This is a genomic window from Pseudonocardia xishanensis (assembly GCF_039541715.1).
In the GTDB taxonomy this organism is placed as follows: Bacteria; Actinomycetota; Actinomycetes; order Mycobacteriales; family Pseudonocardiaceae; genus Pseudonocardia; species Pseudonocardia xishanensis.
Genome location: NZ_BAABGT010000122.1, coordinates 192002 through 207290, shown reverse-complemented (window position 1 = coordinate 207290; position 15289 = coordinate 192002). Strand labels below are relative to the sequence as shown.

Genomic DNA, 15289 nt, shown 5'->3' with positions numbered 1-15289 from the left:
GCGGACCTTCGCAGGCTCCGGCCCGAGTTCACCGCCGAGCACGAGGAGTCCTGACGGATGCGCGCAGCACGGGTGACCCGCACGGACGGGCCGCGGTCGCTGGAGGTCGGCGAGGTCCCGGACGCGACCGCGGGCCCCGGTGAGGTGCTCATCGAGGTGCGGGCGGCGGGCGTCAACTTCCCGGACCTCCTGCTGACCCAGGACAAGTACCAGTACAAGCCGGAGCTGCCCTTCGTGCTCGGCAGCGAGCTCGCCGGTGTGGTCCGGGAGGCGCCGGAGGGCTCCGAGTTCGCACCCGGCGACCGGGTGGCCGCCACCTCCGCCGCCGTCGGCGCGTTCGCCGAGCTGGCCGCGGTGGCGTCGGACAGCGTCTTCCCGCTCCCCGACTCCGTCGGGTTCGCGGCGGGTGCCTGCCTGCCGATGAACTATCTGACGATGACGTTCGCCCTGGTCACCCGCGGGCAGCTGCGCGCGGGCGAAACCGTCCTCGTGCACGGCGCCGCGGGCGGCATCGGGACCGCGACGATCCAGCTGGCGAAGGCGCTGGGTGCCAGGGTGATCTCGGTCGTGTCGAGCCGGGAGAAGGCCGACTTCGTGAGGTCGGTCGGCTCCGACGAGGCGGTCCTGGTGGACGGCTTCAAGGACGCGGTCAAGGAGCTGACGGCGGGCGTGGGCGTCGACATGGTGGTGGACCCCGTCGGCGGCGACCGGTTCACCGACTCGCTGCGCAGCCTCGCCCCGCTGGGCAGGCTCCTGGTCATCGGCTTCACCGCGGGAGACATCCCGACGGTGCGGGTGAACCGCCTGCTGCTCAACAACATCGACGTCCGCGGCGTCGGCTGGGGCGCGTACGCGATGCCGCGCGAGGGCTACGCCCGCAAGGAGTGGGACAAGCTGTTCCCGTACCTGGAGTCCGGTGTGGTCGACCCGCCCGTCGCGGGCACCTACCCGCTGGAGCGGGCCGGTGAGGCCGTGGCGCTGCTGGAGGAGCGCGGGGTGCTGGGCAAGGTCGTCATCGAGCCCTGAGGTCGGAACCTGGCCGCAATGGGCCCGATACTGGGTCCATGGCCTCCACCGGCTCGCGCACCCTGCGGCTGTTGTCGCTCCTGCAGACCCACCGGTACTGGACGGGGCAGGAGCTCGCGGAGCGGCTCGAGGTCTCGCCGCGCACCCTGCGGCGAGACGTCGACCGGCTCCGCGAGCTCGGATACCCGGTCAACGCCCATCGCGGGGTGGACGGCGGCTACCAGCTCGCCGCGGGCGCCGCGCTGCCCCCGCTGGTGGTGGACGACGAGGAGGCGGTCGCGCTCGCTGTCGGGATGCAGGCGGCGACGCAGGGTGCGGTGGCCGGGATCGAGGAGCCTGCGCTGCGGGCGTTGACCAAGGTCGTGCAGGTCATGCCGCCCCGGCTGCGCAAGCGGGTGGACGCGCTGCGCGGGGTCACCGTGGCCACGACCTGGGGTGGGCGGCGGGACGAGCCGCTCGATCCCGAGGCCCTGATCGTCGTCGCCCAGGCCTGCCGGGACGACGAGCGGCTGGAGTTCGGCTACACGGCGCGAGCCGCCGAACCGGCGCTCCGGCTCGTCGAACCGCATCGGCTGGTCCCGCTCGGGCGGCGCTGGTACCTCGTGGCCTACGACCTGCACCGCCACGACTGGCGCACCTTCCGGCTGGACCGGCTCACCGAGCCGCGGCGGACCGGCGCCCGGTTCCGCCCGCGCGAGCTGCCGACCGCGGACGCCGCGGACTTCGTGAAGCAGGGGATCCGCGGCAGGCCCGCCACCTACGAGGTGGAGGTCGTGGTGTTCGCCCCCGCGGAGCGGCTGGCGCATCTCGACCGCTGGGCCGTGATCGAGCCGGACGGTCCCGACCGCTGCGTCCTGCGGATGTCCGGGGACGACCTGGACTGGCCGGTCTTCGCGCTCGGCAGCTGTGGCGCGGAGTTCGAGATCCGCTCGCCCGCGGAGCTCACCGAGCGGGTGCGGGAGTGGGGCGAGCGGTTCACCCGTCAGCGGTAGGCGCCTGCCTCCGCCGCCGCCACGGCGGCGTCCACCGCGCGGGTGACGTCCGCCTGCTCCGGAGCGTCTCCGCTGGTCAGGAAACGGTAGTAGAGGGGGGCGGACACCGCGCGGACGACGGCGGCGGCGTCCGTCCCCGCGGGCAGCTCGCCGCGCGCGACCGCGTCGGTGACGCAGGGCTCCCAGACCGCGATCCGGGCCGCGTAGAAGCGGCGCAGGGCCTCGGCGGTGCGCTCGTCCTCGCGGGCCGCGGCGATGAGTGCCGCGAGCAGCCTGCCCTGGCGCGGGTCGGCCAGGGTCTCGGCCACGAGCTCGGCGTTCGCCCGCAGGTCCCCGGCGAGGCCGCCGGTGTCCGCGCGCGGGGCGGAGGTCTCCACCATGTCGTCGACCAGGTCCGCGACGGCGGCGGCCACGGTGCCCCAGCGGCGGTACACGGTCGTCTTGCCGACGCCCGCCCGGCGCGCGACGTCCGCGAGGTCGAGCCCGGCGAGGCCCACCTCGATCAGCGCGTCCCCGACCGCGCGCACCACGGCCTCCCGCACCCGCGCCGTCCGTCCCCCTGGCCGCGTCATGCGGCCACCTTAACGGAACTGCGGTTCTGTTAGTCTTAACGGGACCAGAGAACCGTTAAGGAGAGTCATGGAGTACCGGAACCTGGGCCGCAGCGGCCTGCGCGTGCCCGTGCTGAGCTTCGGCGCCGGGACGTTCGGCGGTCGCGGCGAGCTGTTCGGCGCCTGGGGCAGCACGGACGTCACACAGGCGCGGGAGATCGTCGCCCGCTGCCTCGAGGCGGGCGTGACCCTGTTCGACACCGCGGACGTGTACTCGGACGGCGCCTCGGAGGAGGTGCTGGGCGCTGCGCTGAAGGGGCGGCGGGACGAGGTGCTGATCTCGACCAAGGCGGGTCTGCCCGCCGGCGACGGCCCGAACGACTGGGGCACCTCGCGGTCGCGGCTGCTCGGGTCGGTGGACGCCGCGCTGCGCCGCCTCGGCACCGACCACATCGACGTCTTCCACCTGCACGCCTACGACGCCCACACCCCGACCGAGGAGGTCCTCGACACCTTGGACGACCTCGTCCGGGCGGGGAGGATCCGCTACACCGGCGTGTCGAACTTCCCCGGGTGGCAGCTCATGCGGTCCCTGCGGACGCCCGGCCCCCGGTACGTCTCCCATCAGGTCTACTACTCACTCGTCGGGCGGGACTACGAGTGGGACCTGATGCCGCTGGGGCGCGAGGAGGGGGTCGGGGCGATGGTCTGGAGCCCGCTCGGGTGGGGGCGGCTGACCGGGCGGATCCGCCGCGGTGCCCCGATCCCCGCGGGCAGCAGGCTGCACGCCACCGCCGCGGCGGGTCCGCCGGTCCCGGACGAGCTGCTGTACGCGGTCGTGGACGTCCTCGACGGGATCGCCGCCGAGACGGGCCGCAGCATCCCGCAGATCGCGCTGAACTGGCTGACCACCCGCCCCACCGTCAGCTCGGTGATCATCGGGGCCCGAGACCTCGGGCAGCTGGAGGAGAACCTCGGGGCCGTGGGCTGGGAGCTCGCGCCGGAGCACCTGGCCCGGCTGGACGCCGTCAGCCGCAGGCCCGCGCCCTACCCGCACTTCCCCTACGAGCGCCAGGAGGGGTTCGCGCGGCTGGTATCACCGGGCGCACCGGGCGGGTCCCTCCTCTATGACGACCACGCGCACGGAGCGTGAGTGGATGGAGCTGGTGGGCACCCTGCTCACCGAGCCCCTCGTCGAGCTGCCGGTCGACCGGATCGCTCCGCTGCTGCAGGCGACTTTCGAGACCGCAGGGGTCACGTTCAGCGAGGTCGAGCCCGAGGAGCCGGTGCGCCACACCTGGTGGGACGCCGGGCTGGGGGAGCATGCGGACGAGCTGGCGCACTGGAGCAGGCACCGGGCGGCGGGCGAACACCCGCTGCTGCGGTTCTACCTGGCCACCGGCCTGTGGACGCCGCGGCAGGTCTGCGACGTGCCTGCCGACCAGCACGACCGCTGGGAGGCCGACGGCGGACGCGCCCTCGCCGCGGAGTGCCGGGCGCCGAACCAGCTCGCCCTGCCACTGCGGGCCACCGCGGCGATGAGCCGCTCGTTCGTGCTCGGCCGCGAGGACGCGTGGGGCCCCGGCGAGTCCGCGTTCGCCGAGCGGCTCTGGCGGCTGCTGTCGGGGCTGGAGAAGCAGGTCGCCGCGCTCGCCGCGGTGACGGGCGGGCAGGGGATCAGCGCGACCGAGATCCCGCTGACCCCGCGCGAGCGGGCCGTCCTCGGCCTGCTCGCCCAGGGGCTCACCGCGAGCACGATCGCCCGGCGGCTGGAGATCTCGCCCCGCACGGTCCAGAAACACCTGGAGCGCTGCTACGTGAAGCTGGGCGTGACCGACCGGCTCTCCGCGGTCTTGCGCGCGCAGGCCCTCGGCTTGGTGTGAGCGCACGTTTCGTGCGCTGAGCGTGGCAAGATCGCCGGTTCCGTGCGCTCAGCGCGGTGGCGACAGCGCTGTGCGCACGAAACGTGGGGTCGTGCTAGCGGCCGCCGCGCGCCATGCGCAGCACGTCGAGGGCGGTGTCGAGCTGTTCGAGGGTAAGCGTGCCGTTCTCGACGTGCCCACGCTCCAGCACGACCTCGCGGATGGTGCGGCGTTCCTTCAGCGACTGCTTCGCGATGCTCGCCGCCTCCTCGTAGCCGAGGTAGGAGTTCAGCGGCGTGACGATGCTGGGGGAGGACTCGGCGTACTCGCGGGTGCGGTCCAGGTCGGCCTCCGCGCCCGCGACCACCTTGTCCGCCAGCAGTCGCGCCACCGAGGACAGCAGCCGAGCGGACTCCAGCACGTTGCGGGCCATGACCGGCATCATCACGTTGAGCTCGAGGTTGCCCTGGGTGCCGGAGAAGGCGACGGTCGCGTCGTTGCCGATCACCTGCGCCGCGACCATCATCGTGGCCTCGCAGATCACCGGGTTGACCTTGCCGGGCATGATCGACGAGCCGGGCTGCAGGTCCGGCAGGTGGATCTCCGCCAGCCCGGTGCGCGGGCCGGAGGAGAGCCAGCGCAGGTCGTTCGCGATCTTGTAGAGGGACACGGCGACCGTGCGCAGCGCGCCCGAGGCCTCGACCAGCCCGTCCCGGGAGCCCTGGGCCTCGATGTGGTCCGGGGCCTCGCTGAGCGTGTCCAGCCCGGTCGCGGCCCGCAGCTCGTCGACGACGCCGGCGCCGAACCCGTCCGGCGCGTTGAGGCCGGTCCCCACCGCGGTGCCGCCGATCGGGAGCTGGCCCAGCCGGGGGAGCACGTCCCGGACCCGCGCGATGCCGTACTCGGTCTGCGTGGCCCAGCCACCCACCTCCTGGCCGAGGGTGATCGGCACGGCGTCCATGAGGTGCGTCCGCCCGGCCTTGACGACGTCCGCCCAGTCCGCGGCCCGGGTGCGGAGGGTCCGGGCGAGGTGCTCCAGCGCAGGCACGACGTCCGTCGCGAGGGCTTCGGACGCGGCCACGTGGATGGTCGTGGGGAAGACGTCGTTGCTGGACTGCGAGGCGTTGACGTGGTCGTTGGGGTGCACGTCCGCGCCCGACGCCCGGGTGGCGAGCGTGGCGATGACCTCGTTGGCGTTCATGTTCGAGCTGGTGCCCGAGCCGGTCTGGAAGACGTCGACCGGGAAGTGCTCGTCGTACCCGCCCGCCGCGACCTCGTCCGCCGCCTCCGCGATGGCGGCGGCCAGCTTCTCGTCCAGCACCCCGATGCGGCCGTTGACGCGCGCGGCGGCACCCTTGACCAGGCCGAGCGCGCGGATCTGGGCCCGCTCCAGGCCGCGCCCGGAGATGGGGAAGTTCTCCACGGCCCGCTGGGTCTGCGCGCGGTACAACGCGTCGACCGGGACCCGGACCTCCCCCATGGTGTCGTGCTCGATGCGGAACCCGCCCTCGTCGCTCATACGTCCATCCTCCTACTGAGGGTGCCCTCACCACCGCTCGGGATGAGCGGGATTACACCTTCCGAGGGATACCCCGTCCTGCGAGGTTCGGCCGCCCGAGCGCAATGCGGCGGAGATGTACGTGCTCGGCTAACGGGTTCCTCTTCTCCGGGGAGTCACCAGGCGCGCGGTGTCACCACGGAGGGATCGAGGACACCATGGCAGGTCGAGACGACGGGGACTGGTTGGAGTTCGTCGGGGAGCTGCTGCGGGAGCCGCTGACGGAGCTGCCGCTGGAGCGGGTCACCCGCATGCTGCAGGAGACGTTCGAGAGCACGGCCGTCGCCGTCAGCGACTTCCAGCCGGACGGGACGGTCGTGGGGCGGGTCCTCCCGCTGGACGCGCGGCTGGAGGGCCATCGGGAGGACCTCCTCGCCTGGGGCCGGAGGGCGGCCCACACGCATCCGATCGTGCAGTACTTCGCGGCGACCGGGAACGTCGGCGTGATGCAGTCGGCGGACGTCCCGGCGGGCATGGTGGACCTGCGCCTGTTCGGCGACGGCGCGGCGTTGCTGCGTGACTGCGGGGTCGGCAGGCAGCTCGCCTTCCCGATCGGCCCGGGGCCCGCCCCACAGACGCTGGTCGTGGGGAAGCCGGAGGTCTACGGTCCGCGCGAGATGGCGCTCGCCGAACGGGTCTGGCGGCTGCTGAGCGGCCTGGACCGCCAGGCTCGCGCCTACGCTCGGGCGCTGGCCGAGGCCCCTGCCGCGCAGCACGAGAGCGCGACCTCCATCGAGCTCACCCCCCGCGAACGCGGGGTGCTCGGGCTGCTGGCCCAGGGACACACCGCCGGGGCGATCGCGCGCAGGCTCGGCATCGCCGAGCGGACCGTGCACAAGCACCTGGAGCGGTGCTACAGCAAGCTCGGGGTCGCCGATCGGCTCAGTGCGGTACTCCGGGCGCAGCGGTGGGGGCTCGTGGCGGGGTGATCGTCGGATTCTGAGAACGCTGTTCGCCCGTTCGGCGGAGTCGATGGATACGTAAAGTTGTGGATGATCCCTGTCGGACTACGGACAAGGATGAAGGACGAGCCGTCGCAGCGTCGACGGCACAGGGGCGGGCACCCTCAGTGGTGTCTGATCCGGCGCGGGGCAGGGCACGGCCCCGCGCCGGCCTTCCCGCCCCTCGGCGGTGCGCCGATCAGGCCGCGACCTGCACCACGTCCCCGACGCGCAGCGTGCTGAAGAAGGTCTGCGCCGCCGCCCGGGACAGGTGGATGCAGCCGTGCGAGAGCACCCGGAGGCTGCCCTCGTGGAAGGCGATGCCACCGTTGAAGAACACCGAGTACGGCATCGGCGCGAGATCGAACTCGCGGCTCAGGTGGTCGATGTCCTTCCAGCCCACCCGGAACGTGCCCGGCGGGGTCCGGAAGCCGGGCCGTCCGGCCGTGATCGGGACGGGACCGTAGGCCACGACACCGGCGCTGATCAGCCACGCCTGGTTCGACGACAGGTCCACGCACGCCCGTGCGGTGCGGCGGCAGGGGGTACCGCTCACCGGCGCGGAGTCGACGGCCTTCGCGGCGGCCGCGGCGATCGCGGCGGGCTGCGCCACCCCGAGGCCGGGCACCCCGCTCGTGGTCCCGGCGGGTCCGACGCTCGGCGCGGCGACCGGCGACTGCGTCCGCGCCGTCGACGCCAGCGCCACCCCCGCCCAGATCAGCGCGATCACGGCGACCGACGCCGCCACCACCACGACCCGTGAACCGCGCACGCGCCCACCCCCGTCCCCGTGCGGACGATCATCCGGCAGAGGGACACCCGGGCACCAGTACACGAATGCACGAACGGCACCCCGCGGGGTGCCGTCCGTGTCGGTCTCGTCCTGCCCGGGATCAGGGCAGCGGCGGCGCCTCGGTGTCCGGCTCGACGGCGTCGAAGTCGACCGAGGCGTACTCGCGCAGCTTCGTCAGCCGGTGGTAGCCGTCGATCAGCCGGACCGTGCCGGACTTCGACCGCATCACGATCGACTGCGTGGTGCAGCCGCCCGCGCGGTAGTGCACGCCGCGCAGCAGGTCCCCGTCCGTGACGCCGGTGGCGCAGAAGAACACGTTCTCGCCGGTGACCAGCTCGTTCGTGGTCAGCACGCGGTCGAGGTCGTGGCCCGCGGAGATCGCCCGGGAGCGCTCCTCGTCGTCCTTCGGCCAGAGCCTGCCCTGGATCTCCCCGCCCATGCACTTGAGCGCGGCCGCGGCGATGATCCCCTCGGGCGTACCGCCGATGCCCACCAGCATGTCCACGCCGGTGGTGGGGCGGGCGGCGGCGATCGCGCCCGCCACGTCGCCGTCGGAGATGAAGCGGATGCGGGCGCCGGTGGCGCGCACGTCCGCGATCAGCTGCTCGTGGCGCGGCCGGTCCAGCACGGTAACCGTGACGTCCCGGACGTCGATCTCCTTGGCCTCGGCCACGGAGCGGATGTTGTCCCCCACCGGCTTGGTGATGTCGATCGAGCCCGCCGCGTCCGGGCCGACCGCGATCTTCTCCATGTAGAACACGGCGGACGGGTCGAACATCGCGTCCCGCTCGGCGACCGCGAGGACGGCCAGCGCGTTCGGCATGCCCTTGGCCATCAGGGTGGTGCCGTCGATCGGGTCGACGGCGACGTCGCACCAGGGGCCCTCGCCGTTGCCGACCTGCTCGCCGTTGAACAGCATGGGCGCCTCGTCCTTCTCGCCCTCGCCGATCACCACCACGCCGCGCATCGAGACGGTGCCGATGAGCTGGCGCATCGCGTCCACCGCCGCGCCGTCCCCGCCGTTCTTGTCGCCGCGGCCGACCCAGCGCCCGGCCGCCATCGCCGCGGCCTCGGTCACCCGCACCAGCTCCATCGCGAGGTTGCGATCCGGTGCTTCGCGACGTCGCTCGGGCTTGGGGACGGTCATCGGGCCTCCTTGGCTCGGGTCTACCTGCTCGCGCGGACCACCGGTGACGGTGCGGCGGGGACTGAACCTGATCCTGACAGACGGATCGCCCGTTCGGGGCGGAGAGCGACGGACGCCATGGGTGGAGCACCATGGAGGGGTGAGCACCGAGCCGTCGTCCCCGCAGCCGCCGAGCAAGCCCTCCCGGGGCTCCCTGCGGGTGCGGGACATGCTGGGCGCGCTGGTCATCCTGCTGGTGATCGCGGTGGTCGGCGGCGGGGTGCGCTCCTGCAGCTTCTCACCCGGCGGCCCGTCGGTGGACCCCGGAGCGGGTCCGACGGTCGACGCGCCGGCCAGGCTCGCGGAGTTCGCCCGCGTCTCGACCTTTCCCCTGCGGGTGCCCACCCTCCCCGAGGGCTGGCGGGCCAACTCCACCGACCGCGGCCCCGTGGAGGGTGGCGGGGCCGCGGTGCGGGTCGGGTACCTGAGCCCGGCGGGTCACTATCTGCGGCTCGTGCAGACCGACGCCACCGAGGAGAACCTGCTCGTCACCGAGGCGGGCGGCCCGCTCGCCGGCACCGGTGTGGTGCAGGCGGCGGGCCTGTCGTGGGTCGTCTACCGGGGCGCCACCGACCAGGGCGAGCCCTTCCGCGTCGCGACGAGCGCGGAGGGTGTGCGCCTGCTGGTCACCGGCAGCGGGGACGAGCCGGAGTTCCGCACGCTCGTCGAGGCCCTGGTGGCGGGGCAGCTGCTGCCCGCGGGGTCCGAGCAGAACTAGACACGGCCCGGCGCTACACGCGCGGGCGCAGCAGCTCGCCGAGGTGCGCATCGATCTGCGGCATGGAGGTGGGAGCCACGGCGAACAGGCCGAGGTGGCCCAGCACGTCCTCCACGACCCGCAGCTCCGAGCCCGTGACCCGCTCCCGTCCCCGCGGTGTACGGCGACACGTCCGGGCCGCCGTGGGTCCCGCCGAGCAGGGCGGACCAGCCGGTCGCGTTGGTCACCCGGTCCCGGACCCCGACGCCGTCGAACTGGTGGGTGGACGGGGTGACGCGGGGTCGTCGAGCACCGGGTAGTCCAGCAGCATCACCGCCGTGGCCGGCCACGGTCTCGTCCCGCCGCGCGACCCGCCTGCCGCGCAGGGCGTCCGCGACGGGGGCCAGGCCCGCGAACCCGATCAGGTCCGGTGTGCTGGGAAGACTCCGCCGCCGACGGCGAGTCCGGCTCCCAGCACGGGATCGAACACCGGTCAGTCCTCGGCGTCGGACAGGGCCTTCTCGACGCGTTCGCGGGCCCCCGCGAGGGCCTCCTCGCAGCGCTTGGCCAGTGCCTCGCCGCGCTCCCAGAGCGCGACCGACTCGTCCAGGCCGAGGCCGCCGGTCTCGAGGGCGCGCACGACCTCGACCAGCTCGTCTCGGGCCTGCTCGTAGCCGAGCTCTCCGACAGGTGTGTCAGGCATCGGGGACATCCTGCACCGCCGCGCGGACGACGCCATCGCCCACCCTGATCCGGACGGCGTCGCCGGGGGCGACCTCGGTGACCGACCGCAGCACCGGCAGCACCTCGTCCGCGGTCACCCGCTGCACGATCGCGTAGCCGCGGGCCAGCGTGGCGGCCGGGCCGAGTGCGGTCAGCCGGGCCCGCAGGTGCTCGACCTCCCGGCTCTCCCGCTCGATCCGCCGCTCGACGGCGGCGTGCGTGGCGCCGCGCAGCCGCTCCAGCTCCTCGTGGCGGCGGGCCATGTCCCGCAACGGGTCCGCGAGGACGGGCCGGGCGCGCAGCGCGTCGATCAGCCGCTGCTCGCGGTCCACCCAGCCGTGCAGGGCGCGCCGCCCCCGGTCGCGTAGCCCGGCGATCCGGGCGGTCTCCTCGGCGAGGTCCGGCACCAGCCGCCTGCCCGCCTCGGTGGGGGTGGAACAGCGCAGGTCCGCGACGTGGTCCACCAGCGGGGTGTCCGGCTCGTGCCCGATCGCCGACACGACGGGCGTGCGGCAGGCGGCGACCGCCCGGCACAGCGTCTCGTCCGAGAAGGGCAGCAGGTCCTCGACGCTGCCGCCGCCGCGGGCCAGCACGATCACGTCCACCGCGGGGTCCCGATCCAGGATCTCCAGGGCCTCCACGATCTGCGCGACGGCGAGCCCGCCCTGCGTGGCGGTGTTCTCGATCCGGAACTCGACCGCGGGCCAGCGGGCCTCGGCGTTGGACACGACGTCGTGCTCGGCGGCGGACGCCCGCCCGGTGATCAGCCCGATCCGCTGCGGCAGGAACGGCAGCCTGCGCTTGCGGGCCTGGTCGAACAGGCCCTCGGCGGCCAGCAGCCTGCGCAGCCGCTCGATCCGGGCCAGCAGCTCACCGAGCCCGACGGCCCGGATGCGGTCGACCCGGATGGAGAGGCTGCCGCGGCCCGGGAAGAACGACGGCCTGCCGTGGACGATCACCCGGTTGCCCTCGGCGACCACCTCGCGCTGCTCGGCGACCAGCCCCATCGGGGCTGTGAGCTGCAACGACACGTTCGCGACGGGGTCGCGCAGGGTGAGGAACGCCGTCCCCGTCCCGGCGCGCGCGGTGACCTGTGCGAGCTGGCCCTCGATCCACACGGCGCCGAGCCGGTCGATCCACTCGGAGATCTTGCGGGTGACCGTCCGGACGGGCCAGGGTGCCTCCTCCGTGGAGGGAGCGGTCACGAGTTCTCTTGGACGTTCGTGATCCGGTTGGACAGCATCGTCACGTACGGCGGCCGGTTCTCGTGCGAGGTCTCCCAGATCAGCAGCGCCTGCAGGCCCGCCAGGTCCAGTGTGCGGAGCTTGCCGCGCAGCTGGTGCAGGTTCATGCCCGGGTAGTCCGGCAGCACGGCGGGCGGGGTGTCCGCCTCGGCGCCGAGGGTCTGCTCGGCGACCGCCTCGATGCCCGCGGCGGCACCCGCCTCATCCGGCTCGGCGGCCGGCTCCTGCCGCACCACCGGCTCGGACAGCACACTCGGCTTGATCGGGGTGACGGCGGCGTGCCCGTTGGTGGTGGGCTCGTCCTCCACCTCGTCGTCGAACGTGGCCCACGCGGGGGACTCCTCCGCCTGGCTGAAGGAGCCGAGGGCCTTGTCCCCCTTGATGGCGAGCTCGGTCACCTTCTGCTGCACGCGCATGGAGGCCTGCAAGGCCTGGCTGACGGCGGTCACCGGGAACTCGACGACCAGGCGCGGCAGCTCGCGCACCTGCTCGACGGCGGTCGCGGCCAGGCCGGCGGCGATCCGCACCGGCATCGGGAGCGGGCTCATGGCGGCATTCTCCCCCGTCGGACGGCCTGCGCGCAGTTCGGGGCGGGTCGCCTGACTCACGTCGGACGGCCGTCGTCGCCCGCGGTCCGTACGCTGGGGGTCATGAGTGGTACCGGCAAGCGGGTCCTGGTCGCGAAGCCCCGTGGTTACTGCGCCGGGGTCGACCGGGCGGTCGAGGCGGTCGAGCAGGCGCTCGAGCAGCACGGCGCGCCCGTCTACGTGCGCAAGCAGATCGTGCACAACAAGCACGTGGTCGAGACCCTGAGCGAGCGCGGCGCGGTGTTCGTCGACGAGACGGACGAGATCCCCGCGGGCGCCATCGTGGTGTTCTCCGCCCACGGGGTGTCCCCGGCGGTGCGGGACGAGGCGAAGGCCCGGTCGCTCACCACGATCGACGCGACCTGCCCGCTGGTCACCAAGGTCCACCAGGAGGTCAAGCGGTTCGCCCGCGAGGACTACGACATCCTGCTGGTCGGGCACGCGGGCCACGAGGAGGTCGAGGGCACCTCCGGCGAGGCCCCCGGCAACGTCCAGCTCGTGGAGAGCGCCGCGGACGCCGCGAAGGTCACCGTGCGGGACCCGTCGAAGGTCGTCTGGCTCTCGCAGACCACGCTCTCGGTCGACGAGACCATGGAGACGGTCCACGCCCTGCGCGAGCAGGTCCCCTCGCTGCAGAACCCGCCGAGCGACGACATCTGCTACGCCACCCAGAACCGCCAGGTCGCGGTGAAGGCGATGGCCCCGCAGTGCGACCTGGTGCTGGTCGTGGGCTCGCCGAACTCGTCGAACTCGGTGCGGCTGGTCGAGGTCGCGCTGCAGGCGGGGGCGGGCGCGTCCCACCTCATCGACTACGCGCGGGAGATCGACGAGACGTGGCTGGACGGCGTCCGGACCGTCGGCGTGACGAGCGGGGCCTCCGTGCCGGAGGTGCTGGTCCGCGGCGTGCTGGACTATCTGGCCGAGCGCGGCTGGGAGTCCGTCGAGGAGGTCACGACCGCCGAGGAGACCCTGACGTTCTCCCTGCCCCGCGAGCTGCGCCCGAGCCGCGTCGCGCGCTGACGGTCTCGTCCTCCGCGCGGTCCCGGCCGCGCACGCCCAGCCTGCCGAGCCGGGCCAGTGCGTCGTCCGGGCCGGTGCGCTGCACGATCAGCCGGACCAGCCCGACCAGCAGGCTGAGCCCGGTGGCCACGGCCATCGCCGGGAAGGCGTTGACCAGCGGCGCGCCGATCATGAGCACGGTCTCGGCCAGCCCCGGCCCCGGCCGCCCCACCAGGAGCACGATCACGGGGATGAGCACGGCCGCCAGCAGCGGCGGCTGGACCACGGGGCCGAAGAGGCTGCGCCGCCGCACCCACGTGACGGCGAGGACACAGCCCAGCACGTAGGCGATGCCGAACACGATCCCGACCGTGCCGATCCGCAGCACGTCGACGAACACGCCGAGCCCGGTCAGCACGAACGCCAGCGCGATCGCGGCGAGCGGCGGGATGCCGAGGACGGTGGCCAGGGCGGAGCGCTCGGCGACCGGCCATCCGGTGGGGGTCTCGCGGGACGTCACCCGGTCACGGTAGCCCGTCCGGGGTCCCCGTCACCCGGGTCGCCGTGCGTGTCCCGGCCGCGTGACCCGTCCGGGCCGGACCCGTGCGGGATCAGCTCGTGCAACGCGATCAGCGACTCGCCCGCGGACGCGACCAGCTCGGGCGCCGAGACCGCCCGGGGGGTGCGCTCCACCGGATCGGGGCTCTCCAGCTCCTCGTCGCTGACCTTGAGCTCGGTGAGTCGCCGCGCCGTGACGAGCACGCGGGCCTCCAGCGAGGACACCGTGCGGTTGTAGCTCTCGACCGCCCCGTCCAGGCTGCGGCCCAGCTTCGCGACGTGCGTGCCCATCGTCGCCAGCCTGCCGTGCAGCTCCCTGCCGAGCTGGTGGACCTGCGCGGCGTTGCGCGCCAACGCCTCCTGCCGCCAGCCGTACGCGACCGTGCGCAGCAGCGCGATCAGCGTGGTCGGCGTGGTGATCACGATGTTGCGGCCGAACGCGTGCTCCAGCAGCGCCGGGTCCGCCCGCAGCGCCGCCTCCAGGAACGGGTCCCCGGGGACGAACAGCACGACGAACTCCGGCGTGGGCTCGAACGACTGCCAGTAGGCCTTGGCGGACAGCTGGTCCACGTGGGCCCGCAGCTGGCGGGCGTGTGCCGCGAGCCGTTCGGTGTGGACGGTCGGGTCCTCGGTCTCCACGGCCTCCAGGTACGCGGCGAACGGGACCTTCGCGTCCACCACCACCTGCTTGCCCCCGGCGAGGTGGACGACCATGTCCGGCCGGACCCCGCCGTCCTCCCCGGTGCCGACGACCTGGGTGGAGAAGTCGCAGTGCTCCACCATGCCCGCGAGCTGCACGATCCGCTCCAGCTGCAGCTCGCCCCAGCGACCGCGGACCTGCGGCGCGCGCAGCGCGGTGACGAGCTGGCGGGTCTCGCTGCGCAGCCGGTCCGAGTTCTGCGCCATCGTCTTGACCTGCTCGACGAGCCCCGCGTAGGCGGACTCGCGCTCCCGCTCGACGGTGCGCAGCTGCCCCTCCACCCGTTGCAGCGCCGCGGCCATCGGGTCCAGCAGCCTGCCGATCGCGGTGGACCGCGCCGCCTCGTCCGTCTCGGCCTTGGCGTGCAGCGCCGCCGCGGCCTCGCGGATCCGGCCCTCTGCGAGCGTGACGAACTGCTCGTTGTTGCGGGACAACGCCTCCGCGGACAGCGCCTGGAAGCTCTCGCGCAGCTCGGCATCCCGTGCCGCGAGCATCCGCTCCCGGTCCAGCGCCCCCTCGCGCTCGGTCTGCAGCGCCGCGCGGGTGGCCGCGACATCGGACTCCGCGCGCCGCAGCCGCTCGGTCGCGGTCTGCAGGTCCTCGTGCAGCTCCTCGATCCGCTCGAGCAGCCCCGTCCGCTCGGCGCGTGCCGCCGCGGCCTCGGCCCGGGCGCCCGCCGTGGCCGTGGCGGTGGCGCGCGCGGCCTCGGCGACCGCGACCCGGTGCCGCGCCCCGACGAGCAGCCAGGTCAGCCCCGCCCCGATCGCCAGCCCCAGCAGCAGCCCGGCCAGCAGCAGCGGTACGGCGTTCGCGAGTTCCACGGTGCCCACTGTGCACGGGCCCCCCGACAATTCCCGGCACCCACCGCCGAG

16 protein-coding genes are annotated in these 15289 nt (G+C 73.8%); 7 read left to right on the top strand and 9 right to left on the bottom strand.

The features are described 5' to 3' along the window. Nucleotides 1-57 precede the first annotated feature (57 nt). Complete coding sequence (locus ABD993_RS34950) at nt 58-1026, top strand: NADPH:quinone oxidoreductase family protein (protein ID WP_345427903.1); 969 nt, start codon at nt 58-60, stop codon at nt 1024-1026. Between the two features lie 38 nt (nt 1027-1064). Beyond that, entirely contained in the window at nt 1065-2018 is a 954-nt protein-coding gene (locus tag ABD993_RS34945) for a helix-turn-helix transcriptional regulator (RefSeq protein ID WP_345427898.1), read from the top strand. Here ABD993_RS34945 and ABD993_RS34940 read toward each other — a convergent pair. Beyond that, nucleotides 2009-2590 carry a TetR-like C-terminal domain-containing protein gene (locus ABD993_RS34940; RefSeq protein WP_345427892.1) on the bottom strand — a complete coding sequence of 194 codons (582 nt, stop codon included), beginning with the start codon at nt 2588-2590 and terminating at the stop codon, nt 2009-2011. The genes ABD993_RS34945 and ABD993_RS34940 overlap by 10 nt on opposite strands. A 67-nt stretch (nt 2591-2657) precedes the next feature. On the opposite strand from ABD993_RS34940, the gene ABD993_RS34935 reads away from it, so the two are divergent. Then, complete coding sequence (locus ABD993_RS34935) at nt 2658-3722, top strand: aldo/keto reductase (protein ID WP_345427871.1); 1065 nt, start codon at nt 2658-2660, stop codon at nt 3720-3722. Nucleotides 3723-3726: 4 nt separating this feature from the next. Then, nucleotides 3727-4452, top strand: coding sequence for a helix-turn-helix transcriptional regulator (locus ABD993_RS34930; RefSeq protein ID WP_345427865.1), 726 nt, complete (start codon nt 3727-3729; stop codon nt 4450-4452). A 94-nt stretch (nt 4453-4546) separates the two neighbouring features. Here the strand turns inward: ABD993_RS34930 and ABD993_RS34925 are convergent, their stop codons facing one another. Then, nucleotides 4547-5950, bottom strand: a complete 1404-nt coding sequence (locus tag ABD993_RS34925) for a class II fumarate hydratase (protein WP_345427846.1) — start codon at nt 5948-5950, stop codon at nt 4547-4549. Nucleotides 5951-6147: 197 nt separating this feature from the next. Here ABD993_RS34925 and ABD993_RS34920 point away from each other — a divergent pair, with 197 nt between their 5' ends. Then, nucleotides 6148-6918: a helix-turn-helix transcriptional regulator gene (locus tag ABD993_RS34920; protein WP_345427840.1), complete on the top strand. Its 771-nt coding sequence runs from the start codon at nt 6148-6150 to the stop codon at nt 6916-6918. A gap of 211 nt (nt 6919-7129) precedes the next feature. Here the strand turns inward: ABD993_RS34920 and ABD993_RS34915 are convergent, their stop codons facing one another. Both ABD993_RS34915 and glpX read right to left on the bottom strand, forming a co-directional pair. Then, nucleotides 7130-7702: a L,D-transpeptidase gene (locus tag ABD993_RS34915; RefSeq protein ID WP_345427835.1), complete on the bottom strand. Its 573-nt coding sequence runs from the start codon at nt 7700-7702 to the stop codon at nt 7130-7132. Nucleotides 7703-7823: 121 nt separating this feature from the next. Further along, nucleotides 7824-8870 carry a class II fructose-bisphosphatase gene (gene glpX / locus ABD993_RS34910; protein WP_345427829.1) on the bottom strand — a complete coding sequence of 349 codons (1047 nt, stop codon included), beginning with the start codon at nt 8868-8870 and terminating at the stop codon, nt 7824-7826. A gap of 139 nt (nt 8871-9009) precedes the next feature. Here glpX and ABD993_RS34905 point away from each other — a divergent pair, with 139 nt between their 5' ends. Beyond that, nucleotides 9010-9627 carry a DUF4245 domain-containing protein gene (locus tag ABD993_RS34905; protein ID WP_345427814.1) on the top strand — a complete coding sequence of 206 codons (618 nt, stop codon included), beginning with the start codon at nt 9010-9012 and terminating at the stop codon, nt 9625-9627. 472 nt (nt 9628-10099) lie between these two features. Here the strand turns inward: ABD993_RS34905 and ABD993_RS34900 are convergent, their stop codons facing one another. Genes ABD993_RS34900 through ABD993_RS34890 form a run of 3 tightly spaced genes read right to left on the bottom strand, consistent with a single transcriptional unit; the run spans nt 10100 to nt 12121 of the window. Beyond that, complete coding sequence (locus ABD993_RS34900; RefSeq protein WP_345427808.1) at nt 10100-10309, bottom strand: exodeoxyribonuclease VII small subunit; 210 nt, start codon at nt 10307-10309, stop codon at nt 10100-10102. Beyond that, nucleotides 10302-11534 (bottom strand): exodeoxyribonuclease VII large subunit, encoded by a 1233-nt coding sequence (xseA, locus tag ABD993_RS34895; RefSeq protein WP_345427805.1) that lies wholly within the window; start codon nt 11532-11534, stop codon nt 10302-10304. Before xseA ends, ABD993_RS34900 begins: the two co-directional genes overlap by 8 nt. Beyond that, nucleotides 11531-12121 (bottom strand): lipid droplet-associated protein, encoded by a 591-nt coding sequence (locus ABD993_RS34890; protein WP_345427786.1) that lies wholly within the window; start codon nt 12119-12121, stop codon nt 11531-11533. The genes xseA and ABD993_RS34890 overlap by 4 nt, the downstream gene beginning before the upstream one ends. Nucleotides 12122-12223: 102 nt before the next feature. Here ABD993_RS34890 and ABD993_RS34885 point away from each other — a divergent pair, with 102 nt between their 5' ends. Further along, nucleotides 12224-13180 (top strand): 4-hydroxy-3-methylbut-2-enyl diphosphate reductase, encoded by a 957-nt coding sequence (locus ABD993_RS34885; RefSeq protein WP_345427779.1) that lies wholly within the window; start codon nt 12224-12226, stop codon nt 13178-13180. Here ABD993_RS34885 and ABD993_RS34880 read toward each other — a convergent pair. Then, nucleotides 13110-13679 carry a DUF6542 domain-containing protein gene (locus ABD993_RS34880; protein ID WP_345427773.1) on the bottom strand — a complete coding sequence of 190 codons (570 nt, stop codon included), beginning with the start codon at nt 13677-13679 and terminating at the stop codon, nt 13110-13112. The two genes, ABD993_RS34885 and ABD993_RS34880, sit on opposite strands and share 71 nt — an antisense overlap. Beyond that, on the bottom strand, nt 13676-15238 hold the full coding sequence (locus ABD993_RS34875; RefSeq protein ID WP_345427768.1) for a DNA recombination protein RmuC: 1563 nt from the start codon (nt 15236-15238) through the stop codon (nt 13676-13678). Before ABD993_RS34875 ends, ABD993_RS34880 begins: the two co-directional genes overlap by 4 nt. Between the last annotated feature and the right edge of the window lie 51 nt (nt 15239-15289).

What these genes read in the sequence shown, in the direction of transcription:
- ABD993_RS34950 (WP_345427903.1), top strand. Translation starts at nt 58, where the DNA reads ATGCGCGCAGCACGGGTGACCCGCACGGACGGGCCGCGGTCGCTGGAG.
- ABD993_RS34945 (WP_345427898.1), top strand. Translation starts at nt 1,065, where the DNA reads ATGGCCTCCACCGGCTCGCGCACCCTGCGGCTGTTGTCGCTCCTGCAG.
- ABD993_RS34940 (WP_345427892.1), bottom strand. Translation starts at nt 2,590, where the DNA reads ATGACGCGGCCAGGGGGACGGACGGCGCGGGTGCGGGAGGCCGTGGTG.
- ABD993_RS34935 (WP_345427871.1), top strand. Translation starts at nt 2,658, where the DNA reads ATGGAGTACCGGAACCTGGGCCGCAGCGGCCTGCGCGTGCCCGTGCTG.
- ABD993_RS34930 (WP_345427865.1), top strand. Translation starts at nt 3,727, where the DNA reads ATGGAGCTGGTGGGCACCCTGCTCACCGAGCCCCTCGTCGAGCTGCCG.
- ABD993_RS34925 (WP_345427846.1), bottom strand. Translation starts at nt 5,950, where the DNA reads ATGAGCGACGAGGGCGGGTTCCGCATCGAGCACGACACCATGGGGGAG.
- ABD993_RS34920 (WP_345427840.1), top strand. Translation starts at nt 6,148, where the DNA reads ATGGCAGGTCGAGACGACGGGGACTGGTTGGAGTTCGTCGGGGAGCTG.
- glpX (WP_345427829.1), bottom strand. Translation starts at nt 8,870, where the DNA reads ATGACCGTCCCCAAGCCCGAGCGACGTCGCGAAGCACCGGATCGCAAC.
- ABD993_RS34900 (WP_345427808.1), bottom strand. Translation starts at nt 10,309, where the DNA reads ATGCCTGACACACCTGTCGGAGAGCTCGGCTACGAGCAGGCCCGAGAC.
- ABD993_RS34890 (WP_345427786.1), bottom strand. Translation starts at nt 12,121, where the DNA reads ATGAGCCCGCTCCCGATGCCGGTGCGGATCGCCGCCGGCCTGGCCGCG.
- ABD993_RS34885 (WP_345427779.1), top strand. Translation starts at nt 12,224, where the DNA reads ATGAGTGGTACCGGCAAGCGGGTCCTGGTCGCGAAGCCCCGTGGTTAC.